Annotated in this window: 21 protein-coding genes; 8 read left to right on the top strand and 13 right to left on the bottom strand. The window is 75.1% G+C overall.

All coding sequences use genetic code 11. The annotated features are described in order from the left end of the window. The first annotated feature begins 141 nt into the window (after window positions 1-141). From ACH4SE_RS04030 to ACH4SE_RS04015, 4 genes are read left to right on the top strand one after another with little or no spacing between them, the layout of a single operon-like run. Complete coding sequence (locus tag ACH4SE_RS04030) at window positions 142-903, top strand: ABC transporter ATP-binding protein (RefSeq protein WP_398542129.1); 762 nt, start codon at window positions 142-144, stop codon at window positions 901-903. Further along, window positions 903-2,261 (top strand): FtsX-like permease family protein, encoded by a 1,359-nt coding sequence (locus ACH4SE_RS04025; RefSeq protein WP_398541706.1) that lies wholly within the window; start codon window positions 903-905, stop codon window positions 2,259-2,261. Before ACH4SE_RS04030 ends, ACH4SE_RS04025 begins: the two co-directional genes overlap by 1 nt. Before the next feature lie 35 nt (window positions 2,262-2,296). Continuing rightward, the gene (locus ACH4SE_RS04020) at window positions 2,297-3,346 is read left to right on the top strand and encodes a sensor histidine kinase (RefSeq protein WP_398541705.1); all 1,050 of its coding nucleotides are present in this window, start codon (window positions 2,297-2,299) and stop codon (window positions 3,344-3,346) included. Beyond that, window positions 3,298-3,969, top strand: a complete 672-nt coding sequence (locus ACH4SE_RS04015; RefSeq protein WP_398541704.1) for a response regulator — start codon at window positions 3,298-3,300, stop codon at window positions 3,967-3,969. Before ACH4SE_RS04020 ends, ACH4SE_RS04015 begins: the two co-directional genes overlap by 49 nt. 27 nt (window positions 3,970-3,996) lie before the next feature. Here the strand turns inward: ACH4SE_RS04015 and ACH4SE_RS04010 are convergent, their stop codons facing one another. After that, window positions 3,997-5,043 (bottom strand): hypothetical protein, encoded by a 1,047-nt coding sequence (locus ACH4SE_RS04010; protein ID WP_398541703.1) that lies wholly within the window; start codon window positions 5,041-5,043, stop codon window positions 3,997-3,999. Between the two features lie 730 nt (window positions 5,044-5,773). On the opposite strand from ACH4SE_RS04010, the gene ACH4SE_RS04005 reads away from it, so the two are divergent. Further along, on the top strand, window positions 5,774-7,798 hold the full coding sequence (locus tag ACH4SE_RS04005) for an ABC transporter ATP-binding protein (protein ID WP_398541702.1): 2,025 nt from the start codon (window positions 5,774-5,776) through the stop codon (window positions 7,796-7,798). 128 nt (window positions 7,799-7,926) lie between these two features. Here the strand turns inward: ACH4SE_RS04005 and ACH4SE_RS04000 are convergent, their stop codons facing one another. Beyond that, window positions 7,927-8,793: a PhzF family phenazine biosynthesis isomerase gene (locus tag ACH4SE_RS04000; protein ID WP_398541701.1), complete on the bottom strand. Its 867-nt coding sequence runs from the start codon at window positions 8,791-8,793 to the stop codon at window positions 7,927-7,929. A gap of 93 nt (window positions 8,794-8,886) precedes the next feature. Here ACH4SE_RS04000 and ACH4SE_RS03995 point away from each other — a divergent pair, with 93 nt between their 5' ends. Beyond that, the gene (locus ACH4SE_RS03995) at window positions 8,887-9,795 is read left to right on the top strand and encodes a LysR family transcriptional regulator (protein ID WP_398541700.1); all 909 of its coding nucleotides are present in this window, start codon (window positions 8,887-8,889) and stop codon (window positions 9,793-9,795) included. A gap of 25 nt (window positions 9,796-9,820) precedes the next feature. Here ACH4SE_RS03995 and ACH4SE_RS03990 read toward each other — a convergent pair whose 3' ends face one another. Continuing rightward, a complete protein-coding gene (locus tag ACH4SE_RS03990) occupies window positions 9,821-9,976 on the bottom strand; it encodes a hypothetical protein (RefSeq protein ID WP_398541699.1) in 156 nt (51 codons plus the stop codon). A 59-nt stretch (window positions 9,977-10,035) separates the two neighbouring features. Between ACH4SE_RS03990 and ACH4SE_RS03985 the strand changes: the two genes are divergently transcribed. After that, window positions 10,036-10,743: a response regulator transcription factor gene (locus tag ACH4SE_RS03985; protein WP_398541698.1), complete on the top strand. Its 708-nt coding sequence runs from the start codon at window positions 10,036-10,038 to the stop codon at window positions 10,741-10,743. On the opposite strand, the gene ACH4SE_RS03980 is transcribed toward ACH4SE_RS03985, so the two are convergent. The 7 genes from ACH4SE_RS03980 to ACH4SE_RS03950 form a co-directional block, all read right to left on the bottom strand. Continuing rightward, window positions 10,704-12,362 carry a sensor histidine kinase gene (locus tag ACH4SE_RS03980; RefSeq protein WP_398541697.1) on the bottom strand — a complete coding sequence of 553 codons (1,659 nt, stop codon included), beginning with the start codon at window positions 12,360-12,362 and terminating at the stop codon, window positions 10,704-10,706. The genes ACH4SE_RS03985 and ACH4SE_RS03980 overlap by 40 nt on opposite strands. 105 nt (window positions 12,363-12,467) lie before the next feature. Further along, on the bottom strand, window positions 12,468-13,670 hold the full coding sequence (locus tag ACH4SE_RS03975; protein ID WP_398541696.1) for an ABC transporter permease: 1,203 nt from the start codon (window positions 13,668-13,670) through the stop codon (window positions 12,468-12,470). Continuing rightward, complete coding sequence (locus ACH4SE_RS03970; RefSeq protein WP_398541695.1) at window positions 13,667-14,386, bottom strand: ABC transporter ATP-binding protein; 720 nt, start codon at window positions 14,384-14,386, stop codon at window positions 13,667-13,669. Before ACH4SE_RS03970 ends, ACH4SE_RS03975 begins: the two co-directional genes overlap by 4 nt. Continuing rightward, complete coding sequence (locus ACH4SE_RS03965) at window positions 14,383-15,648, bottom strand: peptidoglycan-binding protein (protein WP_398541694.1); 1,266 nt, start codon at window positions 15,646-15,648, stop codon at window positions 14,383-14,385. The genes ACH4SE_RS03970 and ACH4SE_RS03965 overlap by 4 nt, the downstream gene beginning before the upstream one ends. Window positions 15,649-15,650: 2 nt before the next feature. Then, a complete protein-coding gene (locus tag ACH4SE_RS03960; RefSeq protein WP_398541693.1) occupies window positions 15,651-16,247 on the bottom strand; it encodes a hypothetical protein in 597 nt (198 codons plus the stop codon). Between the two features lie 133 nt (window positions 16,248-16,380). Then, window positions 16,381-18,444, bottom strand: coding sequence for a HEAT repeat domain-containing protein (locus ACH4SE_RS03955; RefSeq protein ID WP_398541692.1), 2,064 nt, complete (start codon window positions 18,442-18,444; stop codon window positions 16,381-16,383). A gap of 560 nt (window positions 18,445-19,004) precedes the next feature. Continuing rightward, entirely contained in the window at window positions 19,005-20,465 is a 1,461-nt protein-coding gene (locus ACH4SE_RS03950) for a ricin-type beta-trefoil lectin domain protein (RefSeq protein WP_398541691.1), read from the bottom strand. Window positions 20,466-21,228: 763 nt separating this feature from the next. Between ACH4SE_RS03950 and ACH4SE_RS03945 the strand changes: the two genes are divergently transcribed. Continuing rightward, complete coding sequence (locus tag ACH4SE_RS03945) at window positions 21,229-22,707, top strand: arabinofuranosidase catalytic domain-containing protein (protein ID WP_398541690.1); 1,479 nt, start codon at window positions 21,229-21,231, stop codon at window positions 22,705-22,707. 138 nt (window positions 22,708-22,845) lie between these two features. On the opposite strand, the gene ACH4SE_RS03940 is transcribed toward ACH4SE_RS03945, so the two are convergent. From ACH4SE_RS03940 to ACH4SE_RS03930, 3 genes are all read right to left on the bottom strand, one after another. Further along, window positions 22,846-24,360, bottom strand: coding sequence for a DEAD/DEAH box helicase (locus tag ACH4SE_RS03940; protein WP_398541689.1), 1,515 nt, complete (start codon window positions 24,358-24,360; stop codon window positions 22,846-22,848). A gap of 344 nt (window positions 24,361-24,704) precedes the next feature. Next, entirely contained in the window at window positions 24,705-24,908 is a 204-nt protein-coding gene (locus ACH4SE_RS03935) for a cold-shock protein (RefSeq protein WP_034275260.1), read from the bottom strand. Window positions 24,909-25,329: 421 nt separating this feature from the next. Next, window positions 25,330-26,298, bottom strand: a complete 969-nt coding sequence (locus ACH4SE_RS03930; RefSeq protein ID WP_398541688.1) for an acyl-ACP desaturase — start codon at window positions 26,296-26,298, stop codon at window positions 25,330-25,332. Between the last annotated feature and the right edge of the window lie 137 nt (window positions 26,299-26,435).

Genomic DNA, 26,435 nt, shown 5'->3' with positions numbered 1-26,435 from the left:
CTGTAGGGCGGGATGCGGATACTGGCTGCATGTCGCCGCCCGCGGGGGCTCCGTAGCGTCGTCGGTGTCGGAGGATACGGACGGCGGAGGGACACGATCGTGGACGGCAGGGTGGAATCGGGCGCCGGGGAGGCGCTGCGGATGGCCGGGGTGCGCAAGGTGTACGGGGGCGGGGAGCCGGTGACCGCGCTGGACGGGGTCTCGCTCGCGCTCGCGGCGGGGTCGTTCACGGCGGTGATGGGGCCGTCGGGCTCGGGGAAGAGCACGCTCCTGCAGTGTGCGGCGGGGCTGGAACGGCCCACGTCGGGACAGGTGCTGGTCGGCGGGGTCGAGCTGCCGTCGGGCGGGGAGTCGGAGCTGACGCGCTTCCGGCGGTCGCGGATCGGATTCGTCTTCCAGCACTACAACCTCGTGCCGTACCTCACGGTGCGGCAGAACGTGCTGCTGCCGCAGTCGCTCGCCGGGCGGCGCGGGCGCCGGGCGGCCGCGGAGGCGGCGGCGGTGCTGGAGCGGCTGGGCATCGCGGAACTGGCGGAGCGGCGGCCGGCGGAGCTGTCGGGCGGGCAGCAGCAGCGGGTGGCGATCGCCCGCGCGCTGGCGACCCGGCCCGCGGTGCTGTTCGCGGACGAGCCGACCGGCGCGCTGGACACCGCGAGCAGCCGGCAGGTGCTGGCGCTGCTGCGGGAGAGCGCGGACGCCTTCGGGCAGACGATCGTCATGGTCACGCACGACCCGGTCGCGGCGGCCTTCGCCGACACCGTCCTCTTCCTCGCCGACGGACGGCTCGTGGACGAGCTGCGGTCCCCGGACGCGGCGGAGACCGCCCGCCGGATGGCCGCCCTGGACACCGGCGCGGGCGCCGGGCCCCGGGCCGCCGCCGCGCCGCGGACGGAGGTCGCGTGATGGCCGCCGGACTCGCCCGCGCGTCGGTACGGCACCGGCGCGGCACCTTCCTCGCCGCCTTCCTCGCCGTCTTCCTGGGCGCGGCGGTCCTGATGTCCTTCGCCGCGCTGCTGGACACCGCGGGCGGCCCGCACGTCACCGCCGCCGACCACGACACGCTCACGATCATGGCCTCGGTCGTCGGCGGCTGGGGCGTGCTCGTCGTCGCCTCCGCCGTGGCCACGACGCTGGCGGTCGCGGCCCGGCAGCGGGCGGGCGAGCTGGCGCTGCTGCGCTCGCTGGGCGCCACGCCCGCGCAGACCGTACGGCTGGTCGTCGGCGAGACGGCGCTGGTCGGGCTGGCCGGCGTGCTGCTGGCGCTGCCGGCCGGCTACGGCGGCGGCTGGACGCTGCTGCACCTGCTCCAGGACACCGGCCAGATCGGGGACGGGGTCGGTTTCCGGTTCGGCGCGTCGGCGCTCGCGGTCGGGGCGGGCGGCAGCCTGCTGGCGGCGCTGGCGGCGTCGTTCGGCACGGCGCGGCGGGCGGCCCGCCGCCGGGCCGCCGAGGCGCACCGGCAGGCGGCCGCGGGCGGCCGCCGTACGAGCCGCTTCCGGCTGGCGGCGGGAGTGCTGCTGGTGGCGGCCGGGGCGGGCTGCGCGGTGGTGACGGCGACCGCGGTGGACGGCTCGAAGATCGAGTCGCAGTCGGTGGCCGGCGAGGGCGCGGTGCTGTCCGCACTGGGCTTCGCGCTGCTGGCCCCCGTGCTGCTGCGGGCGGTGAGCGCGGCCCTGGCCCCGCTGCTGGGCGCTCTCGGGGCCCCGGGCCGGCTGGGCGTGCTGGCGGTGCGGCAGCGTCTCCAGCGGGCGGCGAGCGCGGTCATGCCGGTCGTCCTGTGCACGGCGATCTCCACGGGGACGCTGTCCATGCAGGCGGTGTGGAACTCCGCGCACCCGCACCTGTCCGCGGACGACAAGGGCACGGCGACGCTCAACTACGTGGTGGTGGGCATGCTCGCGGTCTTCTCCGCGGTGATGCTGGTGAACCTGGTGGTGGCGGAGACGACCGCCCGGCGGGGCGAGTTCGCGCAGCTGCGGCTGGCGGGCGCGACGCAGCGCCAGGTGCTGCGGCAGGTCGCCGCGGAGACGGCGCTGACGCTCGCGACGGGGCTGCTGTTCGGTACGGTCGCGGCCGCGGCGTCCGCGGTGCCGTACAGCCTGGCCGTGACGGGTGAGGTCCTGCCGGGCTCGGCGGTCGGCATCCACGCGGCGGTCGTCGCCGGGGTCGCCGTCCTCGCGCTGACCGCCGCCCTCACCGCGGCCCGCCGCACGGGCCGCACCCCCGCGACGGCGGCCCTGCGGACGGCGGTGGCGGTGTGAGCGCGGGGCTCCGTCTCCCCCGGCCGGGACAGCGCTTGCGCTGGCCCGGCTGGGGCGTGTTCCTGGTGTGGCAGGCGGTGGCCTCGCTCGCCGCCGGGGCGGTCGGCACGCTGGTGTGGACGCAGCTGCGGCCCCAGTACTTCTGGCCGCGCTGGGTGTGGTTCGGGCTCGGCGTCAGCCTCGCGCTCCAGTACGGGCTGCGCTGGGCGCTGCGCAGGCCGCGCGGGCGGCGGCGCGCGTTCGCCCTCCAACTGGCCCTGAGCGCGGTGTGGGTGGGCATCGACGTGGTGTCCTGGGCGCTGTCCGGCGGCGGGTTCTTCTGGCCGGTCTTCACCACGCCGGTGGTGGCCGCCGCGCTCGTGGCGCACGCGTGGTGGCTCCAGCGGCTGCCGCCGGCCCGCGAGCGGGAGCTGACCGAGCGGGTGGCGGCGCTGCACCGCACGCGCAGCGGCGTACTCGACGTGCAGGCCGCCGAGTTGAAGCGGATCGAGCGGGATCTGCACGACGGGGCGCAGGCCCGCATGGTGTCGCTGGCGATGAACCTGGGCCTCGCGAGCGAGCTGCTGCGGCGCGATCCCGACGCGGTGGCCGCGCTGCTCGCGGAGGCGCGGGAGACGACGCTGACGGCACTGGAGGAGCTGCGGACGGTCATGGAGGGCATCCAGCCGCCGGTGCTGGCCGACCGCGGGCTGGCCGGCGCGGTGCAGGCGCTGGCCCTGGACCTGGCACTGCCGGTGACGGTGGAGGCGCAGGTGCCCGGGCGGCTGGAGGCGCCGGTGGAGTCGGCGGTGTACTTCGCGACGGCGGAGTGCCTGGCCAACGTCGTCAAGCACGCGGGCGCCGCCCGGGCGCGGGTGGACCTGGTGCACCGCGCCGGTACCCTGACGGTCGTCGTCGGCGACGACGGCCGCGGCGGCGCGGCCGTGGACGCCGGGAGCGGGCTGAGCGGGGTGGCACGCCGGCTGGAGGTCTTCGACGGCACGCTCGCTGTGGACAGCCCGCCCGGGGGCCCGACCCGGGTCACGATGGAGGTGCCGTGCGCGTTGTCATCGCCGAAGACCTCGCCCTCCTCCGGGACGGCCTGACCCGCCTGCTGGAGGCGCACGACTTCGAGGTCGTGGCAGCGGTCGGCGACCCCGAGGCGCTGTCGCAGGCGCTGTCCCGCGCCGAGGTGGACGTCGCGGTGGTGGACGTCCGGATGCCGCCGACGTACAGCAACGAGGGGCTGGTCGCGGCCCTCGCGGCACGCGAACGCCGCCCGGGCCTGCCGGTGGTGGTGCTCAGCCAGTACGTCGAGCAGCTCTACGCGCGGGAGTTGCTCAGCTCGGGCGAGGGTGCGATCGGCTACCTGCTCAAGGACCGCGTCGGCAACGTCCCGGACTTCGTGGACGCGGTACGGCAGGTGGCCAGGGGCGCCACGGTGCTCGACCCGAAGGTCGTGTCCGCGATGGTGTCCCGGCTGGGCACCACGGGGCCGATGTCCCGGCTCACCCCGCGCGAGCGCGAGGTGCTGTCCCTGATGGCGCAGGGCCGTTCCAACGCGGGGATCGCCGCGGCCCTGGTCGTCACGGAGAACGCCGTGAGCAAGCACATCAACAGCATCTTCGCCAAGCTCGACCTGCCGGCCGCGTCGGACGACAACCGCCGGGTCCTCGCGGTCCTCCAGTACCTGCGGACAGAGGGCGGCGACGGCCGGACCCCGTCCTGAGCGGCGGGTCCGGGCCCGGCGCCGCGATCAGCCGACGCCGGCCAGCTCACCGCGCCTCTCCCACGTCTCCAGCGGGAAGGCCAGCTCCTTCGCCTCCCCCAGCAGCCCGGCCACCCGGGCCTGCTCCTCGAAGGCGGCGGCGCCGGGACCACCGGTGGCGAAGTCCGCGTAGGCGCGCAGCATGAACTCCGTCAGCGCGTCGTCGGCGAAGACGGCGACCTGCCCGACGGGCGCGTTCGGTACGAGCAGGCGCAGCTGGGAGTGGTCGTCGGAGGCGCCGGCGGGGTAGTGCCCGATCGCGGAGCCGTGGTCGAAGCGGAGCGTGATCCGGCGTTCCCGCACGGGCGAGGTGAGGTCGGAGCGGATGACGCTGCGCACGCCCCCGTGGTGCGCCAGGCGCAGGGTCGCGCCGCCGAGCCGGGGCAGCCGCCTGCCGTGGACGTCGAGGTCGGTGCAGGTGGCACCCGCCACCTCGGCGTCCCCGGCGAGCCGCAGCAGGACGCCCAGCGCGTGCGGGATCCCGATGTCGAAGGCGGTCGGGTGCCCGGCGGCGGCGAGCGAGCGGCGGAAGCGCGGCCTGTTCTGGACGACGGAGATCTGCCGCAGCGCGCCCAGCGCGGACCGCTCGCGGACGAGGGCGGTCAGCCGGCCGGTCAGCGTGCTGTCCCGCCACGGCGCCACGGCGGCGGCCTGCACGCCCGGCTGCCGCAGGAGGTCCGTCAGCCGGGTGGTCTCACGGTCGCCGCAGGCGAGCGGCCAGTCCACCAGCAGCCTGCGGAAGCCCAGGCGCAGCAGTTCCCCGACGAGTTCGGCGCGGGCGGCCGGCGGGGTGCAGACGTGGACGACGGTTCGTTCCGGGTCCAGGACGTATCCCGCCTGAGCGAGCGAGGCGACGGTGCGCACGCCGTCCGCGACGTGGCGGGCGCGGACCGCGGCGTCCCGGTCGAAGGCGACCACCGGCCCCGGCGCGAACCACCGCGGCTGCCGCTCCCGGGCCCTGGCGAGGGCCGGCAGGTGGAGGCCCGCCCCTGCCCGGCCCAGGCCGACGACCATCGTGTACAGCATCTCCGGCATGTCCGGTATCAACCTTCCGTAGCTTTCGCCGCCGAGCGGGCGGCCGGGGGAAACGATCAGGGCGCCGGATCCGGGGGATCCGGGCAACGCGGGCCAGCCTGGGCGCCCGAACGGGACGAAGTCAACGAAACGCGCCGGTCGCTCTCCTTTCGCATGAAACTCCGCAAGGCGCCCGCGGCGCCCCGCCGTTCGCGGGACGGCAGCCGCGGCAGCCCGTCCACCCGGCCACCCGCCCGCCCGCGGGACGGACCGTACGGTCTTCCCTGCCGTACGGCGTACGGCAGTTGCCCGCCGCCGATAGCCTGGCGGGTGATCCGGCACCCACCCCGCGGCTCGTCCCCGCGCGGTGGGTGCCGCTCCGGCGCAGCCCCGTGGCGGCGCACCGCGAGAGGCGGCCGAGGGGCGTCCACCACCCCGCCGGGGGCGCCCGGCAGGGCCCGGAGCCGCGCCCCGGGGACTGGGCCGCCGGCCCGTTACGGCGGCACCGGAGCCCGCGTTACCCGACCACCAGCCCGCATCCCGTGCCGAGGAGCCGCCGTGAGTCCCGTACGCCGCCCCGTGGTTGTTCGTCCCGCGTTCGGCACCGCCACCGCCTCCCCGGGCGCCCCTCCGCGGCGCGCCGCCGGCCGCCGCACCCTGCCCGCCCGCGGGTCACGTCCGGACGCGCGGTACCCGGCATGACCCACGGCCTGTCCCGCCGAGCAGGGCGCCGGTCCGCGGGGGGCGCCCGGTGAAGAGGTTCTTCGGCCCGGTCAGGATGGCCGAGCCCCGGGTCTCCGAGGCCGAGCAGGAGCTGTTCGGCGGGCCCCTGCGCTACGACATGGGCTGGTCCCAGCACGAGCACGCGGGCCTGGACCTGACCATGGTGTCGGCGCTGCGTTCCATGCCCGGCCTCGTCGGGGCGGCCCTGCGCATGGCGTGGCAGGCGGACCGGCGCGCCCTGCTCTCGGTCGGCGCCGGCGAGATCGGCCAGGGTGTCGCCGCGGCCGCCGGCCTGCTGGCCGTCAACGCCGTCATGCACGCGCTGCTCGCCGGGAGCGGCACCGCGCCCGAGCGGCTGCACGCCCTGCTGCCCGGTCTGCTGGCCGCCGCGGTCATCGGCGTCGTCAACTCCGCCCTGTCCGCCTGGTCCACCTCCCGCGCGGGGCGGCTGGAGCCCAAGGTCGAGCGGATCGCCACCACCCAGTACCTGGCCGCCGCGGCCAAGGTCGAGCTGGAGGCCATCGACGACCCCGACTTCCGGCGGCTCGTCGACATCGCGCAGCAGGGCCCCGGCTCCGCCCGCCGCATGATCGGCGCCTGCGTCGCGGCGCTGAACGGCCTCATCTCCCTGATCACCACCGCCGGTGTCCTCGCCGTGCTGCACCCGCTGCTGCTGCCCATGCTGGTGCTCATCGCGGCCCCGCGCGGCTGGGGCGCCATGCGGGTGGCCCAGGAGCGGTACGTGTCGGTGATGAGCTGGATCGAGCACGTACGGGCCAGCCGCCTGATCGGGAACCTGCTCACCGACCGCACCGCCGCCCAGGAAGTCCGCCTCCACGCGGTCGGCGCCTTCCTCCTCAGCCGCTACGAGCGCATGGCCGAGAGCGCCGAGGCCGAGCAGGAGCGCCTCGCCTCCAGCAAGGCCCTGACCGAGTGGGTGGCCTCCGCCCTGTCCGGACTGGCGATGGCGGCGACCTACGGGGCCATGTTCTGGCTCATCACGGCCGGGCACATGAGCCTCGCCGTCGCCGGGACCGCCGTCATCGCGGTGCGGACCGGCTCGGCGAGCCTGGGCGCCCTGGTCATGAACGTCAACCAGCTGCACGAGGAGAGCCTCTACGTCCGCGACCACGGCCGCTTCCTGGTCCAGGCCGAGCGCCGGACGCTGCCCGCCGGCGGCGCGCCCGTACCGGAACGGGTCGCCCGGATCGTCCTGGACCAGGTCTCCTACCGCTACCCCGACCGCGACACCGCCGCCCTGGACGGGGTGTCCCTGACGCTGCCGATGGGATCGGTGACCGCGGTGGTGGGCGAGAACGGCTCCGGCAAGAGCACCCTGATGAAGATCCTCTCCGGCATGCTGCTGCCCGGGACCGGCACCCTGCGCTGGGGCGACGCGGACCTCACCGACCTCGACCGGGACCAGGTCTTCGAGCGCGTCTGCCTGCTCACCCAGGACTTCCAGCGCTGGCCCGTGACCGCGGCGATGAACATCCGCCTCGGCCGCCCCGGCCACCCCGCGACGGACGAGGACCTCATGCCCTCGGTCGACTACGCCGCCGCCGGTCCCGTCGTCGCCAAACTCCCCCACGGCCTGCGCAGCCTGCTCGCCCGCATCTTCCGCGGCGCCATCGAGCTGTCCGGCGGCGAATGGCAGAAACTCGGCCTGGCCCGCACCCACTGGCGCAGTTCGACCTCGCAGGCGGACGGCGTCCTCATCGTCGACGAGCCGACCTCCGCCCTCGACCCCGAGGCCGAGATCGAGGCCTTCGACCGCATCCGCCGCCTCGCCGCCCCGAACCGGGCCGTCGTCCTGGTCACCCACCGCATGTCCGGCGTCCGCCACGCCGACCACATCTACGTCCTCGCCGCCGGCCGCCTCGCCGAGCACGGCACCCACGACGAACTCATGGCCGCCCGCGGCCGCTACGCCGCGATGTTCGACGCCCAGGCCGCCCAGTACGCCCCGACGGCGACCGTCCCCCGCCCCGCCGCACCCACCGCCCCGGACCGGGGACGACCCGCCCGGCCGAAAGGCGAGCCGCGGCCGTGACCCCGTGTCACGTACGGCGCCGGCGGGCAGCCGTACGCCCTGCACGGGGCCCCGGTCCGGACGGCGGAGTGCCGGGATCCTCCCCACGGCACCCCGCCGGTATCCACCCCTGACATGCGACGGGCCGGCTACGGCGCCTTCAGGGCCACCGCCTGCCCGCTCACCCGCATGCGCGGGTCCGTGGCGGACGCCTCGACCCGGAGCAGGCTGGGCCGGCCGAGATCCTCCCCCTGGCGGATGGTGAAGGCCCCGGACGGCGGGAGCTCTCCGAGGGTACGCAGGTAGCCGCCGAAGGCGGCGGCCGCCGCGCCGGTGGCCGGATCCTCGACGACACCGCCGATCGGGAAGGGGTCGCGGGCGTGGAAGAGGTCCTGGGCCTCACGCCAGACCAGCTGGAGCGTGGTCCAGCCGTGACGGCGCATCACCCCGGCCAGCGCCTCGAAGTCGTAGTCGAGGGCCGCGAGCCGCTCGCGCGTGGCCACGGCCAGCACCAGGTGCTCGACCCCGCCGAAGGCGACGTGCGGCGGGAGGGCCGGGTCGAGGTCTTCCGGGGACCAGCGCAGGGCCGCGAGGGAGGCGTTCACCTCCTCGTCGGCCGCGGGCCGGGAGCGGGTGGGGACGCTGGTGAGCGTCGCCGTCACGGAGCCTGCGGGGTCGGCGGAGGTGTCCAGCGCGATCTCACCCACGGGTGTGTCGAAGACGAGCGGGCCGGGCCCCGTCCGCTCGGCCAGGGCCACCGCGGTGGCGACCGTCGCGTGGCCGCAGAAGGCGACCTCGGCGAGCGGGCTGAAGTACCGCAGCCGGAAGCGGCGCGCCCCGTGGTCCGCCGCGGTGACGAACGCGGTCTCCGAATAGCCGACTTCGGCGGCGGTCGCGAGCATGGCGGCATCGTCCAGCGCGGCCGCGTCGAGCACGACGCCGGCCGGGTTGCCGCCCGCGGGGTCGGTGGTGAAGGCGGTGTAGCGCAGGATGTCGGGGCGCGTCTTCGAGGTCATGCCCCTACCGTGGCACCGCCCGGGCATCCACACAAACGATCGATACCGATCAGATCCATCGGCACATCCGATGGCAGCGTTATGGTCGACGGCATGGACACCCGGCTGCTGCGCACCTTCACCACCGTTGCCCGGACCGAGAACCTGACCGCCGCGGCGGAGGACCTGCACCTCGTCCAGTCCACCGTCACCGCCCAGGTGCAGGCGCTGGAGAAGGAGCTCGACGTGCGCCTGTTCGACCGGCTGCCGCGCGGGGTGGTGCTCACCGGCGCCGGACGCGAGGTCCTGGCACAGGCCGAGGCGGTGCTGGAAGCCGAGGCCCAGATGCGGGCGGTCGCCGCCTCGGCGGGCGGCGCGGGCGGTCAGGTGACCGGACGCGTGGTGCTCTCGGCCGGCGAGACGCTGGTGTCCGCCCGGCTGCCGGGAGTCGTCGCCGCGCTGCGGCGCAGCCACCCCGGGATCGAGGTGGACCTGCGCACGATGGGGACCGCACCGGCCGTCGCCGCGCTGCGCACCGGCGAGCTGGACCTGGCTCTGCTGCTGGAGGACGAGGCGGCGTTCCGCGACATCGCGTGCACGCCGCTGGCCCGCGAGCCGCTGGTGCTCGTCTGCTCTCCCGACCACTCCCTCGCCCGCGGCGCCGACGGCCCGCCCGCCGACTGGGCGGAACTGGCCCGCGAGGACTACTTCATGCACGAACAGGGCTGCTCGTACAGCGACCGCTTCATCGAGCGGCTGCTCACCGCCGCACAGGGCGCGCAGCCCCGGATCACGCGCTTCGGCAGCCTGGAGGCGGCCAGGTCCTGCGTGGCCGCGGGTCTCGGCCTCAGCCTGCTGGCCCGCGCCAACGTCGTCGACGCGCTCGCGGCGGGCCGCCTGACGCAGGTGCCCGGCCCGCACGTCCCCGACGTCACCGTCCAGCTGGCCCGCCACCGCCGGCGCCGGCCCTCCCCCGCGGCGGCCGCGCTGATCGCGGAGCTGCCGCACCACTTCCCGCACTGAGGGCAGCGGCACGCGCCCGGGCGCGTCAGGTGCGGTCCGGACCGACGATCCCGGCCGGTGCGCGGAGGCCGGCCGACGACGCCGGCGCCCGTGGGGGCGCGGCCGGGGGCAGCCACCGGGTCATCAGGCCGGAGAGCAGGGCCGTCTGGACGCCGCCGAGGCTGCGCGGCGTCCTCGCCACGGTCTAGCCTTCGGGGACAGGGCGGGCGCCGCCTCGGGCGCCCGGGGGGAGGAGAAGTCGTGAACGCCCGGATCCTGGTCGCCGAGGACGACGGGAAGCAGTCCCGGCTGGTCCGGATCTACCTGGAGCGCGAGGGGCACGCGGTGCAGGTCGTGGCCGACGGCCGTACGGCGCTGGAGCGCGCCCGCGCGGTGCGGCCGGACCTCATCGTGCTGGACGTGATGCTGCCGCTCGTCGACGGGCTGGACGTCTGCCGCATCCTGCGGACCGAGTCGAGCGTCCCGATCCTGCTGCTCACCGCCCGCTCCACCGAGGAGGACATGCTCCTCGGCCTCGACCTGGGCGCCGACGACTACCTCACCAAGCCGTACAGCCCGCGCGAACTGACCGCGCGGGTGCGGGCGTTGCTGCGGCGGTCCAGGACCGGCGGCGGGGCGGCCGAGCCCACGGTGCTGCGCGTGGGGGACGTGGAGCTCGACACCGTCCGCTTCGAGGTGCGGGTCGCCGGAGGAGAGGTGCGGCTCACCGCGAAGGAGTTCGCCGTCCTGGAGATGCTGGCCCGGGAGCCGGGGCGGGTGTTCACCCGGGCGCAGATCATCGAGCGCGTCTTCGGCTACGACCGGGACGTGCTGGAGCGGACCGTCGACGCGCACGTGATGAACCTGCGCCGCAAGCTGGAGGCCGATCCGAAGCGGCCGCGCCGCCTGGAGACGGTGTACGGGCGCGGTTACCGGCTGTCCGACGGCGGGGGCGCGGCCGCTTCCTGACGGTGCCCGGGGGCGGCGGGCAGGGTGATGGTGAACGTCGTGCCGGCGCCCACCGTGCTGCGGGCCTCCACCGTCCCGCCGTGGTCGGTGACGATCTGCCGGGCGATGGCGAGCCCGAGCCCGCTGCCGCCGGTCGTCCGGCCCCGGGCCGGGTCGGCGCGCCAGAAGCGGTCGAAGAGGTGCGGCAGGTCGGCGGCCGGTATCCCGGTCCCGGTGTCCCGGACCTCGATGACGGCCCGGCCGCGCCGGGTGAGGGCGGCGAGCGTCACCCGGCCGTCCCGGCCCGTCGCCCGCAGGGCGTTCACCACCAGGTTGCCGACGACCTGGCGAATCCGGTCGGGGTCGGCGGTCACGGGCACGGGGCGCGGTGCCTCGGTCACCAGGGCGACGCCGGCGGCCGCCGCCTGGCCGCGGTGCGCGGTGCGGGCGGCGTCGAGGACGTCGCGCAGATCGACCTCGCGGCGGTGGTAGGTGAGCGCGCCGGCTTCGGCCAGGGCGAGGTCGTGCAGGTCGTCGACGATCCGCTGCTGCAGCAGCGTCTCCTCGTGGAGCGAGGCGAGCAGGTCGGGCGTCGGTGCGACGACGCCGTCGCGCAGGGCCTCCAGATAGCCGCGCAGGTTGGCCAGCGGGGTGCGCAGTTCGTGCGCGATGTCCCCGGTCAGCCGGCGCTGCCGGTCCTCGGCGGCCTGCAGCGAGTCGGCCATGCGGTTGAAGGCGGCCGCGAGTTCGGCGATCTCGTCGCGCCCGCTGGCCGGGACGCGCTGGCCCAGGTCGCCGTCGCCGAGCGCGGTGGCCGCGTGCGTCATCGCCCGGACCGGGCGCAGGACCGCCCGGCCGAGGAGCAGTGCGCCGAGGACCACAGCGAGGGCCACCCCGGCGGCCGCGGAGGCGGCGGGGGCGGCCGCGAGGGTGGGCGGGGACTCGTTCCGGTAGCCGAGGCGGACCACGAGGCGTGCCGGGGCGACCGCGTCCGTGCGCTCGTTGAAGATCCGCTGGAGGCACGCGGCAAGGCCGGGCACCTGCTCGCAGGTGCGCAGCCGTGCGACGTCCTGCGGCGTCTGCGGGTCGTTCCCGGCCGTGGGTTCGGCGCACTGTGCGGGCCGGTGGCCGGTGCTCGCCTGCGGGATGCCGTAGAGCCCCGGGCGGACGGTCACCGGCACGCCCGCGCCGGTCAGGCAGGCCGCGTAGGGGGCCGAGGAGCGGTACGAGGCGATGGCGGTCGCCATGAGCTTGACCGACTCCCACGGCGTCCCCATGTGCGGCAGCCGCACGGTGGGCCGCGCGTCGACCAGGGCGGCGGGCCTGCTGCCGGGGCGGGGTTCACCTCCGGCGAGGGTGTCGGAGTCGGCGACTGGGGCGCCGGACTCCGTCAGCACCTGGATGCGCTGGCCGGTCCGGCGGGCGAGCTGGAGCACCGTGGCGCCGGCGCCCTGCCAGGTGCCGTGCGCGTACCCGTAGCCGCGCAGGCCGTCGACGATGTCGGAGACCTCCTGCTGCCCGGCGCTGACGGCCTCCTGGACCTGGCGGTTCGCCTGGCGCAGGGCGAGCCAGGCGGTGGCCGCGGTGGCGGTGAGGGCGACCAGCACGAGCAGCCCGAGAACCCGCAGCCGAAAGCTCACCGTACGTCTCCCCACTCCTCGCCCGCCCGCTCCCCTGCCCCCTCCCCGGGGGCCTGCCACCGTACGGGACGGGCGGGCGCCCGCACCCGTCCCTTCCCCCGCCGGTCAGCCGGCACGGGACAGCGCCTCCGTCGGCGACAGCCTGCTGGCCCGGACCGCCGGGTACAGCCCGGCCAGCGCGCCGATCAGCAGCGTCGACCCGATGCCGGCCGCGCTCGCCCAGGCCGGCACCACCGTGGGCCAGCCGCGCCCGGCCGCGTAGCCCGCGGTGATCAGCGTGCCGAGGAGGGTCCCGCCGAGGCCGCCGACGAAGGACAGCAGCAGCGACTCCGTGACGAACTGCGTGCGGATCTGCCCGCGGGTGGCGCCCAGGGCCCGGCGCAGCCCGATCTCCGGGCGGCGCTCCAGCACCGAGATGACCATGGTGTTGCCCACCCCGACGCCCCCGACCAGCAGCGCCACCCCGCCCAGGCCGAGCAGCAGTCCGGTGAGCGCCGACTCGGTGGCCTCGCGGGCCGCGAGGGCGTCGGAGGGCCGGGAGACCCGGACCTCGTCCGGCTTCTCCGGATACGCCGTCGCCGGCAGCACGGCGCGTACCGCGGCAACCTGGCTGTCCTGGGTGCGCACGTACACCAGCGACGGGTGCCCGTCGAAGCGCAGGTACGTACGGGCCGCGGGCCAGCCGACGAGTGCCGCGCTGTCGAGCTCGGGCACCAGCGGGACGGGTTCGAGGACACCGATCAGCGAGAACCAGTGGCCGCCGATCCACAGCCGGGTCCCGGGGGTGTGCACGTCCAGGCGCTGGGCGGCCCGCGCGCCGAGCACGACGGCCGGGTACTCCTGCGTCGCCGCGTCGAACCAGCGGCCGACGTGCACCCGGCCGCCGACCGCCGGGAGCAGGCCCCGCTCGGCGGCGAGGACGTCGAGGGAGCCGGTGCGGCCGATGGCGATGTGCTCGTTGCGGTAGACGTGCGCGCCGGTGTCGCCCGTGGCGGCGGCCTGCTCCACCGGTGGCACACGGCGGATCATCGGCACCGCCTCGAAGGGGAGCCGGGCCTGCTCCCCGCCCAGGCTCTGCCCCGGCGCGACCCGCAGCAGATTGGTGCCCAGGGCGTCCAGCCGCCGGTCCACCTCGGCCTGCCCCGAGCCGGAGATACCGACGACCGCGATCATGGCGGCGACGCCGATGGCGATGCCGAGCGCGGACAGGAAGACCCGCAGCGGCCGGGTCCGCAGCCCGGTGCCGCCCAGGCGTACGACGTCCGCGGGGCCGAGCCGGGCGACGCGCAGCCGCGCCCCGGGCCTCACCGCCGTGCCCCGGTCTCGCGGCCGCGGGAGCTGTCGGCGACCAGGCGGCCGTCCCGCATCTCCAGGCGGCGGGGGAGCCGGTCCGCGATCTCCCGGTCGTGGGTGATCACCACCACGGTCGTGCCTGCCGCGTGCAGTTCCCGCAGCAGGCCCAGCACGGCCGCGCCGGACACCGAGTCGAGGTTGCCCGTCGGCTCGTCGGCGAGCAGGACGGACGGGGCGCCGACCACCGCCCGTGCGACGGCGACCCGCTGCCGCTCACCGCCGGACAGCTGCTGCGGCAGGTGGTGGAGCCGGTGGCCGAGACCCACCCGGTCCAGCGCGGCAGCCGCACGGGCGCGGCGCCGGCGCATCGGCACGCCGGCGTAGAGCAGGCCGTCCGCCACCGCGTCCAGCACCGGCACGCCGACCGAGAGGTGGAACTGCTGGAAGACGAAGCCGATCCGGGTGGCGCGCAGCGCGGACACCTCGCGGTCGGACAGCTTCGCCACGTCGTGGCCGTCGATCCGCACCTGCCCCGAGGACGGCCGGTCGAGGCTGCCCATCAGGTTCAGCATGCTGGACTTGCCGGAGCCCGACGGACCGACGACGGCGACGAGTTCGCCCCGGCCGATCCGCAGGCTCACCTCACGGACCGCGGCCACGCCGCCCGGGTACGTCTTGCAGACCGCGTCGAACTCCAGGACCGCCGGGCCGGCACCGCTCGTCGTGCTCACTCCGGGATCCTCACCTTCATGCCCTCGCGGACCGCGGCGCCGCTCACTTCCACGTCGCCGTCGGCGAACAGCCTCGTCCGCACGGCCACGAAGCGGCCGTCCTCCGTCTCCAGGCCGTACCCGCCCCCGGCGAGGGCGACCAGCGCGGAGACCGGCACGCTCAGCACGTCCTTCGCCTGGCGTCCCACGTAGCCGACGGTCACCGGACCGCTCTCCAGACTCCCCAGCGCCTTCTGGTCCTTGACGGAGACGGTCACCGGGACCGTCGCCCCCGCCTCCGCCTGCCCGCCCCCGCCGTCGGCCCCCTCGGGCGCGCTCGCCTGCTTCCCAACCGCCACCACCGTGCCCTGCACGGACGTACCGGCGGGCAGCGTGATCCGCACGGCGACGCCGCGCCGCGCCCACCCGGCGTCCGCGGCCGAGGCGTTGACCGTGACCTTCCGCGCTGTATCGGTGCAGGTCAGGGTGTTCTCACCGGCGGCTTCCCCCAGCCGGGTGCCGGCGTGGCCGATCCGCACCCGCCCGGAGGCGTAGATGACGTCCCCCACGCCCACGACGCCGGTCTGCGGCAGCCCGAGCGACTTCTGCCAGCGCTCGACCGCGTGGGCCGTCGCCGCGGTGAACCTCTCGTCCACGGTGAAGCCGGTGTAGCCCAGGGCCGCCAGGTTCCTCTCGAACTGCAGGACGTCCATGCCGCTGAGCTCACCGCCCTGCCCGCCGGACCCCGCGGCGGCCGGTGCGGAGGACGGCGCGGAGGACGGCCCGTCCGCGGCCGCACCCGGGGAGGTGCCGCCCGTACCCTTCGACCGCTCACCGCCCGCCTGTCCGCCGCCCGCCCCGGGCAGGCCCAGGTCCCGGTACGTCGGCAGCGCCCCGTACATCAGGACGACCGGCCGGTCGTCGACGCGCAGCAGTGTGCCGCCGCGCCCCACCGTCGCGCCCTGCGGGGGCAGCCACGTCACGGTCCCGGTCGCCTTGAGCGGCAGCGGCACCTCGGTGCCGTAGCCCAGCTGACCGTCGACGGTGACGCGTTCGGCCAGCGTGGCGCGCTTCACCGTGACGACGGAGCCGGTCCGCGGCAGCGCCTTCGGGCCCTCGTCCCCGCCCCCGCCGAAGCCGAGCGCCGCGGCCACCGCGACCGCCGTCACCACGAGCACGGCCGCACCGGCCAGTGCCGTCCGCCGGCGGCGCCACCCGCGCGGGCGGCCCGGTGGGGTTTCCGCCTCCGGACCGCCGCCGGGCTCCGTCACTGTCCCGGTCACGCTCAGCCCTTGCCCGGGCCGGAGTCGGCCGGGTCCCCGACGATCGGGGCGCACAGGCGCATGGCCCGCTTGGCCCCGGCCGAGTCCTGGTCCCACACGGGCCGGCCCGAGTTGTCGTCGGCCTCGTAGCCGTTCGCGTCCGGGTCGGGGAAGTCGGGCGCGCCGTTCTTCTGCATGCAGCCGGCGTAGTCCCGCTGGAGCTTGATCTGCGCGGGCGTGAGCTTGGGCTCGTAGGCCTCCTCCAGCCCCTGCGGGACCGTCGCCTGGAGGCCGGCGCACTTCTCGGACGCCGCCGTGAACTGCGGCGCCTTCTTCATCTCCGCGCCCTGACCGGACATGTCGATCTGTCCCCGGGAATTCGGGTCGGGCAGATCGACCCCGTGCTTCCGCATGCACGCCACCCACTTGCGCTGGCTCTCGACATAGGCGGTCACCTCGTCCCCGCCGCCCCGCCCCCCCGTGCCGGCGGCCGGCGCGGACGACGCGCCTCCCTCGGCCGACGGCACCGTCGCGCCCCCGCCGCCACCGCCGCCGCAGCCGGCCAGCGCGAGCACCAGCCCCGCGGCCGTCACCCCGAGCCCCGCCCGGAACGCCCTCATCGGTTCCCTCTTCCCTACGCCGCGCCCCGCCGCGGGTGCGGAGGGCAAGCCGACCGTAGGAGCCAGGCGATGAAGAACCTTTGAAGAACCCGTCAAACGATCATGTGCGGTCCGCGGGCACTCCGCGGGCCCGTCAGCCGCCGGTGGCGTGCAGCAGCCGCCCGGCGTCCGCGCGGATCTCCTCGTCCTCGGTGAAGCACCGCCAGCTGCCCGACGACGACAGCCGGGTGTCGAGGGCCAGGGCGGCGCCGAGGGCGGCGCGGGTCGCGGGGCCCACGCTTCCGATGGCGTTCAGGGCCTCCACCGCGCGCCGCATCACCGGCAGGTAGCGGCCCTCCGCCAGCGGGCGGACGGTCTCCTCCAGCGCCGGGAGGGCCTCCTGCGGATCGCCCGTGACCCTCCACAGCGCGACCGCCGCCTCGACCCGCTCCCACGTCTCGGGGTGCCGGTCCGCCAGCAGGGCGCGCAGCCGCCCGGTGCGGTGCGCGGCGAGCGGGCCGAGGTCGCCGAGCCGGCGTATCGCGGTGTGGAAGACGCGGTCCTCGCCGACGGCCGCGCCCAGGATGTTCAGAGCGCGCTCCGGGTCGTCGCCCAGCCGGGCCCGGGCCCACGCGAACAGCCGGCGCTCGTCCACCGCCGAGCGCTCCCGGACGTCGATACCGGCCTCCGCGCGGCGCAGCCCGGGCAGCGCGTCCGCCGCGGCCGGGCCCATCGCGGCCAGCGCCTCGGCGGCGGAGCGCCGCAGAGGCGGGTGCTCCAGCAGCCGCACCAGCTCGGGCAGCGCCGGCAGCGCGGCGGGCCCCCACACCGCCAGGACCTGCGTGAAGGCGCGCGCCGCCGCGTCGTCACCGGCGGCGGGCAGGCGGCGCAGCAGGCCGCGGACCTCCGGCAGCAGGATGCCGGCGTGCGCGCCGAGCGGCATCAGCACCTCGTGCATCCCCGGCAGCGTCGGGAAGTAGCGGAAGGCCGCCGAGTAGTGCGAGCCGTGCGCGGCGAAGACGGCGCCGCGTGCGTACAGGCGCTCCGGCAGCCCGGGCAGGCAGCGCGGGTCGCCGATCCGGGTCAGGGCCCACAGGGCGTTGTCCGCGACCGTCTCCGGCGAGCGCGTGGACGGCCGCGGCCCGTCGTCGGCCAGGTGCTCCGCCAGCAGGTCGGCGTACGGCGCCGATGCGGTGCCCAGGGCCGCGAGCAGGTGCGCGGCCTGGACACGGACGGCGGGCTCGCCCGTCGCGAGGCTCCGGGCCAGCACCGGCAGCAGGGCGGTCGCCGGCGAGCGCCACTGCGCGAGCAGCGTCCCGGCGCGGCCGAGAGCGGCGCCGTGCAGGCCGGGCGGCAGGGCGGGCGCGGTCAGGCGCGTCACGAAGGACGTGGCCGCGCCGGGGTCGGCGGCCACCAGGTCGTACGCCCTTCCGGCGGCGTCCGCGGACGAGGTGCCGGGCCAGGCGCGGGACAGCTCCGCCGCGGCGTCCGGCGCGGTGACGGTCCCGGCGAGCAGGCCGAGGTGCCGGGCGGGCGCCCCGGGGTCGAGGGCGGCGAGGGATTCCAGCGCGGCGAGGCGGACGGAGGGCCGCGGGTCGGCGAGCAGGCCCTCCAGCAGCACGGTCGTCCGCCGGGCCTCGTCCGGCCCGGCGGCAAGCGCGACCTGGCCGAGCGCGGCCAGTGCCGCGACCCGCGCCGGGTGGTCCGCGTCCCGCTCCCAGAGCCCGCGCAGCAAGGAGAGCGTGTCGGCGGCCGGTTCGGGGGCGAGGGCCAGGACGTCGACGGCCGCGCGGCGGACCGCCGGGTCCGCGTCGGCCAGCAGCGCCACCAGGACGGGCCGGCAGCCGGTCCACGCGGCCGGCCATCCCGCGTCGACGAAGCGGGGCTCGGCGTCCGCCGCCGTCCACGCGAGCTGCTCGACCGTACCGATCACGGCCAGGCGCTGCGGCAGCGCCGGTACCGCCGCCAGGGCCAGCAGGTACGGCAGCGCGGCGGTCGCGGCCGGGCAGATCCAGCCGCCCTGGTGGACGAGGAGGCCGAGCAGCTCGTCGACGGCCTCCGCGCCGGGTGACCCGGCACGGCCGTCGTCGCGGGCGACGGCCCGGAGCAGCCCGGGGACGTCCTCGGCGGTGCCGTAGTTGTGCCGCAGCCCGGACCAGGGCACCGCGTCGACGCCGTGGAGGGCACGCAGGGCAGGGTCCTGCTGGTCGCTGGTCACGGACGGCTCCCCCGGTGGCGTGGCGCCGCGCGGAACGGCCGTGGCGGCCGCCGCGGGCGATCGGTCAGCGGTAGTCCAGCAGAGCCGGGCCGCCGCGCCAAGCCGATTGCGCCGACGCCGTCCGCGACACCTCGGCGTACCGGCCTCGCCGCGGCGGGCACCCGTGCCTCCCCGGCCGTGGCCCGCACCACGCCGTGCTCCGTCTCCGGCCGCCGGTGCGCCCCCGCCCCGGCGGGGCACCGGGCTCCAGGTGCTCCCCGGCGGCCGCAACGGCAGCACCGCCTGCGTCGCGGCCTGACGGCGGCGGCCCCGGCGGGGCCCCGGCAGCGGGAGCGCACGTTCGCAGCCCCGCCGCCGTCTCCGCTCAACGGCGAATCCCGGCTCCGAAGCTTCTGAGCCGGGATTCGACGGAGCCGCCTCCGGGAATCCGCCGGCGGCAGCGGGTCACCGGCGGCGGGGGAGCCGCGCGTCGGTCGGCGGCCTGCGGCACCGGCGTGCCGGGCGGTGGCCACGGGGCGGCGGCGGCCCGCCGGCCTCACCGGCCGGCGGGACCGGCCGGGCTACTGGCGGCTCCACTTCTGGTTGCTGCCGCCGGTGCAGGTCCACAGTTCGACGAGGGCGCCGTTGGCGGTCGAGGCTCCCGTGACGTCCAGGCAGAGGCCGGACTTCACGTTGGTGACGGAGCCGTCGGCGTTGACGTTCCACTGCTGGTTGGTCCCGCCGTTGCAGTCCCAGATGACGACCTTGGTTCCCGCCGTGGTGCCGCCGTTGTAGGCGTCGAGGCACTTCGACCCGTACACCACCAGCTCCTTGGAGGAGTTGAGGGTCCAGGACTGGTTGGCGCCGCCGTTGCAGTCCCAGATCTCGGTCTGGGTGCCGTTGGCGGTGACGGCGCCGGGCACGTCGAGGCAGCGGTTGGAGCCGGCGCCGCGCAGCAGCGTGCCGGTGCCGCCCGTGCCGGTGCCGCCGGGGTTGGTGCCGGTGCCCCAGCCCCACTGGAGCCGGTCGAGACCGGACCTGTTGGTCACGCTCACCGAGAGGTTGGTGCCGCTGCCGCCGAGGGTGGTGACGGCGCAGGAGGCGTTCTCGCACGGGCCCGGCCCCTGCGTCTGGTTCGCGTTCTTGACACCCGTCCACAGGACCGAGCCCATGCCCAGGTTGCGGACGGTGTCGGTGATGCCGTAGAGGTACGACAGGTCGTTGACGCCGTCCTTGGGGCCGTTGTAGTCGACGCCCGTGTTCATGGGGACGCCGAACTCGGTGAGCACCGCCCGGTCGGCGTGCCCGCACAGGTTGCTGGTGAAGTCGTTGACCCAGGCGGCCTCGGTGGTGTGGGAGTCACCGAACATGCCGTAGATGTGGATCGACAGCAGGGTGCCCGACAGCCGGGAGTCCGAACCGACGGCGCACAGGTTCCCGTCGGACCACAGCCCGGGCACGATCACGTGGCTGCGGGAGAGGCCCGGGTAGCGCGCCAGCCAGGAGGCCTCGAAGTTGGTCAGGTCCGTGGCGTTGTAGCCGTACGGCTCGTTCATGATGTCGAAGTAGAAGTTGCCGTGGCCGCCGTACTTGTTGATCATCGTGTCCCACATCTGGAAGAAGGACGCGGTGTCGCTGACCTTCCCGCCCTGCAGCCAGGGAGCGACGATGACGTTCATGCCCAGATCGGTGGCGGCGTCAAGAGCGGCGGTGTAGCTGTTCCACCAGGACCCGGAAGTCGTCGCCGCGTTGAAGCCCATGCGGACGGTGTTGGCCCCGAGGCCCTGGAATCCCTTGAGGACGGCGGTCGACTTCGCGTAGACGGTCGCGTAGCTGTCCGACTGCGACAGTCCCACCGGGATGTTGGGGCCGGTGATGAAGTTGTCGTTGGGGTCCGCCCAGTTCACGCCGTGGAACTGGCCGGTGGACGCGGCGGCCGCCGTAGGGGCGGCGTGCGCCGTGGCACCGGTCGCGAGCAGGCCGGCCACGGCGAGGGCCACGGCGCACAGGCCGGCGGTCAGCCGGGACGTTCTGAGGTTCATCGGGTCTCCTGGCGGTGGGGGGTGACGGCGCCAAGGGTGCTGTTGCGCGGGGCTCTTCTTAGTTAGCGCTAACATTTCATCGGACAAGACACCTGTCTCCCGGCGGGGAGAGGGGATGTCAGGTGACCGAGACGGCAGCGTGCCCCACCGCGGACACCCTGTCAACCCTCGCGGCAAGCGTCCCAGTTGAGAGCACCCGCGCGGCACGGAGCCGCCCGGACTCGGCGGTCCTCCCCGTGCGGTCAGGCGCAGAACGGTGCGCGCCGCGCACCGGCGGCCGTTGCCCCGAATCGGCGTTCCCCCCTCTTGACAGGCCCGCGACACGAAGAGGACCGTCTCCCCGAAACCTTTCGGCAATCCCACCGCACGTTGCCCATCGGAGATGTTAGCGCTCACTAAAGGAGTCCGGCCTGCCCGACATCTCTGGGCTTCCACCGCAGGTGGCGACGCCCTGGCCGCACCACGGACCCGCGACGGCCGGTCCGGCCGGCAGCCGACCCGCGGCTGATCCGGACCGGGCCGAACCGGCCACGGACCGGCCCCACCCGCGGCCACGGGTCCCGGGCAGCCGGGGCGCGGTCACCCATGCCCCGGCGGCGCCGGGAGGCTGGAACGGCGGCACCACGGCCGGCGCCACCACCGTGAGGGGGACGCCCGGCTCCAGCACCGGCAACGAGTGGACCAGCACCGGAATCTGACAGCCCCGGGCGCGGTCTGCCGCCCCCGACGTCCGACGAGTTCCGAAGACAAGGAGCAACTCACCATGCACCGATCGTGGATGCGCCGCGTGCGGCGCGCACTCCTGGGGGCGGGCACCGTGGTGGCACTCGCCGCCGGTGTCCTGACCGGCACGGCCGCCCCGTCGCAGGCCGCGACGCAGCAGCCGTGCGACATCTACGCCTCCGGCGGCACGCCGTGCGTGGCGGCGCACAGCACGGTGCGCGCCCTGTACGCCTCGTACACCGGGAGCCTGTACCAGGTCCGGCGCTCGTCGGACAACACGACGAAGAACATCGGGGTGGTGGCGGCCGGCGGCCGGGCCGACGCGGCCGCGCAGGACTCCTTCTGCGCGGGCACGACGTGCGTGATCACCACGGTGTTCGACCAGTCCGGGCACGGCAACGACGTGATGTACCAGGGCCCCGGCGGCGCGGGCGGTTCCGACACCCCGGCGAAGGCGACCTCGGAGTCGCTGACGGTCAGCGGCGGCAAGGTCTACTCGCTGTACATCAATCCGGGCAACAGCTACTGGCGGGACGGCCACCTCACGGGCGTGCCCACCGGCAGCGCGCCCGAAGGCGCCTACATGGTGACCAGCGGCACGCACGTCAACAGCGGCTGCTGCTTCGACTACGGCAACAGCGAGACCGACCGCAGGGCCGACGGCGCCGGCGCCATGGACGCGATCTACTTCGGCACCAGTTGCTGGTTCGGCGGCTGCTCCGGCAGCGGCCCCTGGGTCCAGGCCGACCTGGAGTACGGGCTCTACTCCGGCGGAAGCCAGTCCTGGAACGGCAACCAGCGCGCCTTCACCAGCAAGTACGTCACCGCGATGCTCAAGAACAACGGTACGTCGAGGTTCGCGATCAAGGGCGCCAACGCCCAGTCCGGCGGCCTGACCACCCTGTGGGACGGCTCCCTGCCCCCCGGCTACAGCCCGATGAAGAAGCAGGGCGCGATCATCCTCGGCAGCGGCGGCGACTGCTGCAACGGCAACACCAACCAGTCCCAGGGCACCTTCTACGAGGGCGCCATCGTCGCCGGCTACCCCAGCGACGCCACCGACAGCGCCGTCCAGGCCAACATCACCGCGGCCGGCTACGGCGGTTCCACCTCGGGCGGCGGCACGTCGGGCCCGCTGCACGCGGTGGCCGCGGGCAAGTGCCTGGACGTGCCGAACTCCTCCACCACGCTCGGCACCCAGCTCCAGATCTGGGACTGCAGCGGCCAGGCCAACCAGAACTGGACCCGGAACTCCTCCAACGAGCTGACGGTCACCCTCGGCGGCACCCAGCTGTGCCTGGACGCCGCGAACAAGGGGACCACCGCCGGCACCAAGGTGGAGACCTGGTCCTGCAACGGCGGCGCCAACCAGCAGTGGCAGCTCAACGCCAACGGCACGATCACCGGCGTCCAGTCCGGCCTGTGCCTGGACGTCACCGGCGCCTCCACCGCCAACGGCGCCCTGGCCGAACTGTGGACCTGCAACGGCCAGTCCAACCAGCAGTGGACCCTGGGATGAGCCCCGGGCCGGTCCCGGCCCGGTCCTGAACGGGCACCCGCGCCCGGCGCTCACCGCCCCCGGACCCCCGCGCTCCGGGGGCGGTGAGCCCTTGAGCGGAGGGGCGAACGGGGCGAACGGGGCGCGGTGGCCCGCTCCTCAGACCGCCGTGCCGGCGAAGGACTGCCGGCCGGAACCGCCGGACGCCGTGCGGGGCGAGGCGGCGCGACGGCCCTGGGCGGCGCCGCCGCGCCGGCCGCGCGACGAGGCCGTCCTGCGCTTGGCGCGTTCGGCGACCGGTGCGGTGATGGTGACGGGTACGCCCGACGGGGCCTGGGCGCCGGTGATGCGGCTCAGCTCGGCCTCACCGGAGCGCACCTGGGTGGTGTGCGGGGTGATGCCGGCCTGGGCCATCAGCCGGGTCATGTCGCGGCGCTGGTTGGGCATCACGAGGGTCACGACGCTGCCGGACTCGCCGGCGCGGGCGGTACGGCCGCCGCGGTGCAGGTAGTCCTTGTGGTCGCTCGGCGGATCGACGTTGACGACCAGGTCGAGGTTGTCGACGTGGATGCCGCGGGCCGCGACGTTCGTGGCCACCAGCACGGTGACGTGCCCGGCCTTGAACTGCTCCAGGGTGCGGGTCCGCTGCGGCTGGGACTTGCCGCCGTGCAGCGCCGCGGCCCGCACCCCGCTGTGCAGGAGGTCCTTGGTCAGGCGGTCGACGGCGTGCTTGGTGTCCAGGAACATCATCACGCTGCCGTCGCGGGCGCCGATCTCCAGGGTGGTGGCGTGCTTGTCGGCGGCGTGGACGTGCAGCACGTGGTGTTCCATCGTGGTGACCGCGCCGGCCGACGGGTCGACGGAATGGACCACGGGGTCGTTGAGGTAGCGGCGCACCAGCAGGTCGACGTTGCGGTCCAGCGTCGCGGAGAACAGCATGCGCTGGCCGCCGGGGCGTACCAGGTCGAGGAGTTCGGTGACCTGGGGCATGAAGCCCATGTCGGCCATCTGGTCGGCCTCGTCCAGTACCGTGACGGCGACCTGGTCCAGGCGGCAGTCCCCGCGCTCGATGAGGTCCTTGAGCCGTCCCGGCGTCGCGACGACGACCTCGGCCCCGCCGCGGAGGACTCCGGCCTGCCGGCCGATCGACATCCCCCCGACCACGGTGGCCATCCGCAGCCTCAGCGGCCTGGCGTACGGGGTGAGCGCATCGGTGACCTGCTGGGCCAGCTCCCGGGTGGGGACGAGGACCAGCGCCAGAGGCTGCCGGGGCTCGGCACGCATGCCTGCCGTGCGGGCCAGCAGCGCCAGGCCGAAGGCAAGGGTCTTGCCCGAACCGGTGCGGCCCCGGCCCAGCACGTCGCGGCCGGCCAGCGTGTTCGGGAGCGTCGCCGCCTGGATCGGGAACGGTACGGCCATGCCCTCGGCACGGAGCGCCGCCAGCAGCGGGGCGGGCATGTCGAGGTCGGCGAACGCCGCGACCGCGGGAAGCGCCGGCGTGGTGGTCACCGGCAGCGCGAACTCCCCCTGCGGCGCCGGACGACGCCCTGTGCGAGGGGAACGGCCCGCGCCCGGGGAGCGCGGGCTCTGCGAACGGAAACCCCCGCCCCTGGAGGAGCCGGCCGAACCGCCGGTGCGGGAGTAACGGTCGTTCGTGCGAGATGTGCGGTTCATGCAGAACCTTCCTCGATGCGGCACGTATCGAGGAATTCCCGGCAGCGGTGAGCCGTACGGGGAATCGCAAGAACGAGCCGAAGAAATGAAAACGTAGGCGGGGAAGAATGCGACTTCCCATTGCGCTGACAGGTGCGGGTACCAGCCGTGAGACATCTGGATACCGGGCCGAAAGACCAGGGCGGTCCTTGTCCTGCCGCGGGCGCCGGGATGACATGCCGCCCGGTCCGGCGGTGTTCCGCCGCCCGTGACGCCGCCGCCGTACGCGGGGTGCTCCGTGAAACGGGCAAGCCGGGACCCGCACCCTTCAGGTGCGGGCCCCGGCTACGTCGTGCGCGTCAGCGTCAGGCGGGAACGATGTTCTCGGCCTGCGGGCCCTTCTGGCCCTGGGTGACGTCGAAGCTCACCTTCTGGCCTTCCTGCAGCTCGCGGAAACCCTGGGCGGCGATGTTCGAGTAGTGGGCGAACACGTCAGCGCCGCCACCGTCCTGCTCGATGAAGCCGAAACCCTTTTCCGCGTTGAACCACTTCACGGTGCCAGTAGCCATGATGTCTCTCCTTCGGGGGCGGTGCCCTGGGCCCGCACCGTGCGGGCTCAGCGTCGCCGCGATGATTGCCCCATCCGGAAAGAACCGGGAAAACAAAGTGCTCCCACCGGTAAAGAAACCCGGCGAGGGCGCTTGAATCTCTTGGGAACCACAACCGCAACTGAGATTTACAGTAGCACAGCGGCGGCAGCCGTGCGCAGCCGCCGCCCGGAATTTCGGCGCACCCCACGATTGCCCTGCCGCAAGAGCTATTTTTTCTCCTGTCGCGGCACCAGATATTCACATCGAGCGGGAGCAGTGGAGGTGTCCGCCCCCCCGCCCGCGACGGCCCGAGGCGCCGGGCGCGGCGCGGGCAGCGGTGGTGCAGCGGCGAGGCGCGGCCGCGCCGCGTCGTCCTCCCCCGGGGCCCGTCGGGCGGTGGTCACTCCTTGTGGCGGCGGGCCAGTATGGTCGCGCGGCGCTCGTCGAACCTGGTCGCCTGAGCACCGAGCCCGTTCATGAAGGCCCCGAGTTCCTCCTGCGCCAGCAGCCCCTCGCCCGTCAGCCCGGACACCTCCAGCACCTTGAGGTGGCGCAGCACCGGCTGGAGTACGTCGTCATGGTGGATCCGGAGGTTGTAGATGCCGCCTACGGCCATCCGCGCCGCCGCCCGCTCGAATCCCGGGATCCCGTGGCCGGGCATGCGGAAGCCCGTCACCACGTCGGCGACGGCCCGCATCGTCCGGTCGGGAGCGATCTGCAGGGCCGCGGCGAGCAGGTTGCGGTAGAAGACCATGTGCAGGTTCTCGTCGGTGGCGATCCGGGCGAGCATCCGCTCGCACACCGGATCGCCGGAGTGGTGGCCGGTGTTGCGGTGCGAGACCCGGGTCGCCAGCTCCTGGAAGGCGACGTAGGCGATGGAGTGCAGGACGCTGTGGCTGTTGTCCGCCTCGAATCCCTCCGCCATGTGCGTCATCCGGAACCGCTCCAGCTCCACGGGATCCACCGCCCGCGAGGCGAGCAGGTAGTCGCGCATGGCGATGGCGTGCCGGCCTTCTTCGGCGGTCCACCGGTGCACCCACGTGCCCCAGGCACCGTCCCGGCCGAAAACCGTGGCGATCTCGTGGTGGTAGCTGGGGAGGTTGTCCTCGGTCAGCAGGTTCACCACCAGCGCGATCCGGGCCACGTCGGAGACCTTGGACTGCTCCGGCGCCCAGGCCTCGCCGCCCATCACGCCCTCGAAGTTGCGCCCGTCGCTCCAGGGCACGTACTCGTGCGGCATCCATTCCTTCGCCGCCGTCAGGTGCCGGCCGAGCTCCGCCTCCACCACCTCCTCCAACGCGCACAGCAGCTGGACGTCGCTCCAGGCCTGGGCCGGCGACTTGTCGGGGCGGGAGGGGGCAGTGGTCACAGGGGCTCCAGACACGAATCGGAGACGTGGGTCGAGGGACCGTAACCCATGGGGAGACCTCTTCGCGATATCAGGAGCCGGCGCATCAGAGGCTGCGTAGCTGCGCGACACCGCCACCGGCGAGAGGTGCGCGATGC

It is taken from the genome of Streptomyces sp. NPDC020983 (assembly GCF_044333485.1).
Classification (GTDB): Bacteria; Actinomycetota; Actinomycetes; order Streptomycetales; family Streptomycetaceae; genus Actinacidiphila.
The sequence above is the reverse complement of the archived record's forward strand: the minus strand, read 5'-3'. Positions and strand labels throughout refer to the sequence as shown.

What these genes read in the sequence shown, in the direction of transcription:
- ACH4SE_RS04030 (WP_398542129.1), top strand. Translation starts at nt 142, where the DNA reads ATGGCCGGGGTGCGCAAGGTGTACGGGGGCGGGGAGCCGGTGACCGCG.
- ACH4SE_RS04025 (WP_398541706.1), top strand. Translation starts at nt 903, where the DNA reads ATGGCCGCCGGACTCGCCCGCGCGTCGGTACGGCACCGGCGCGGCACC.
- ACH4SE_RS04010 (WP_398541703.1), bottom strand. Translation starts at nt 5,043, where the DNA reads ATGCCGGAGATGCTGTACACGATGGTCGTCGGCCTGGGCCGGGCAGGG.
- ACH4SE_RS04000 (WP_398541701.1), bottom strand. Translation starts at nt 8,793, where the DNA reads ATGACCTCGAAGACGCGCCCCGACATCCTGCGCTACACCGCCTTCACC.
- ACH4SE_RS03995 (WP_398541700.1), top strand. Translation starts at nt 8,887, where the DNA reads ATGGACACCCGGCTGCTGCGCACCTTCACCACCGTTGCCCGGACCGAG.
- ACH4SE_RS03960 (WP_398541693.1), bottom strand. Translation starts at nt 16,247, where the DNA reads ATGAGGGCGTTCCGGGCGGGGCTCGGGGTGACGGCCGCGGGGCTGGTG.
- ACH4SE_RS03950 (WP_398541691.1), bottom strand. Translation starts at nt 20,465, where the DNA reads ATGAACCTCAGAACGTCCCGGCTGACCGCCGGCCTGTGCGCCGTGGCC.
- ACH4SE_RS03945 (WP_398541690.1), top strand. Translation starts at nt 21,229, where the DNA reads ATGCACCGATCGTGGATGCGCCGCGTGCGGCGCGCACTCCTGGGGGCG.
- ACH4SE_RS03940 (WP_398541689.1), bottom strand. Translation starts at nt 24,360, where the DNA reads ATGAACCGCACATCTCGCACGAACGACCGTTACTCCCGCACCGGCGGT.
- ACH4SE_RS03935 (WP_034275260.1), bottom strand. Translation starts at nt 24,908, where the DNA reads ATGGCTACTGGCACCGTGAAGTGGTTCAACGCGGAAAAGGGTTTCGGC.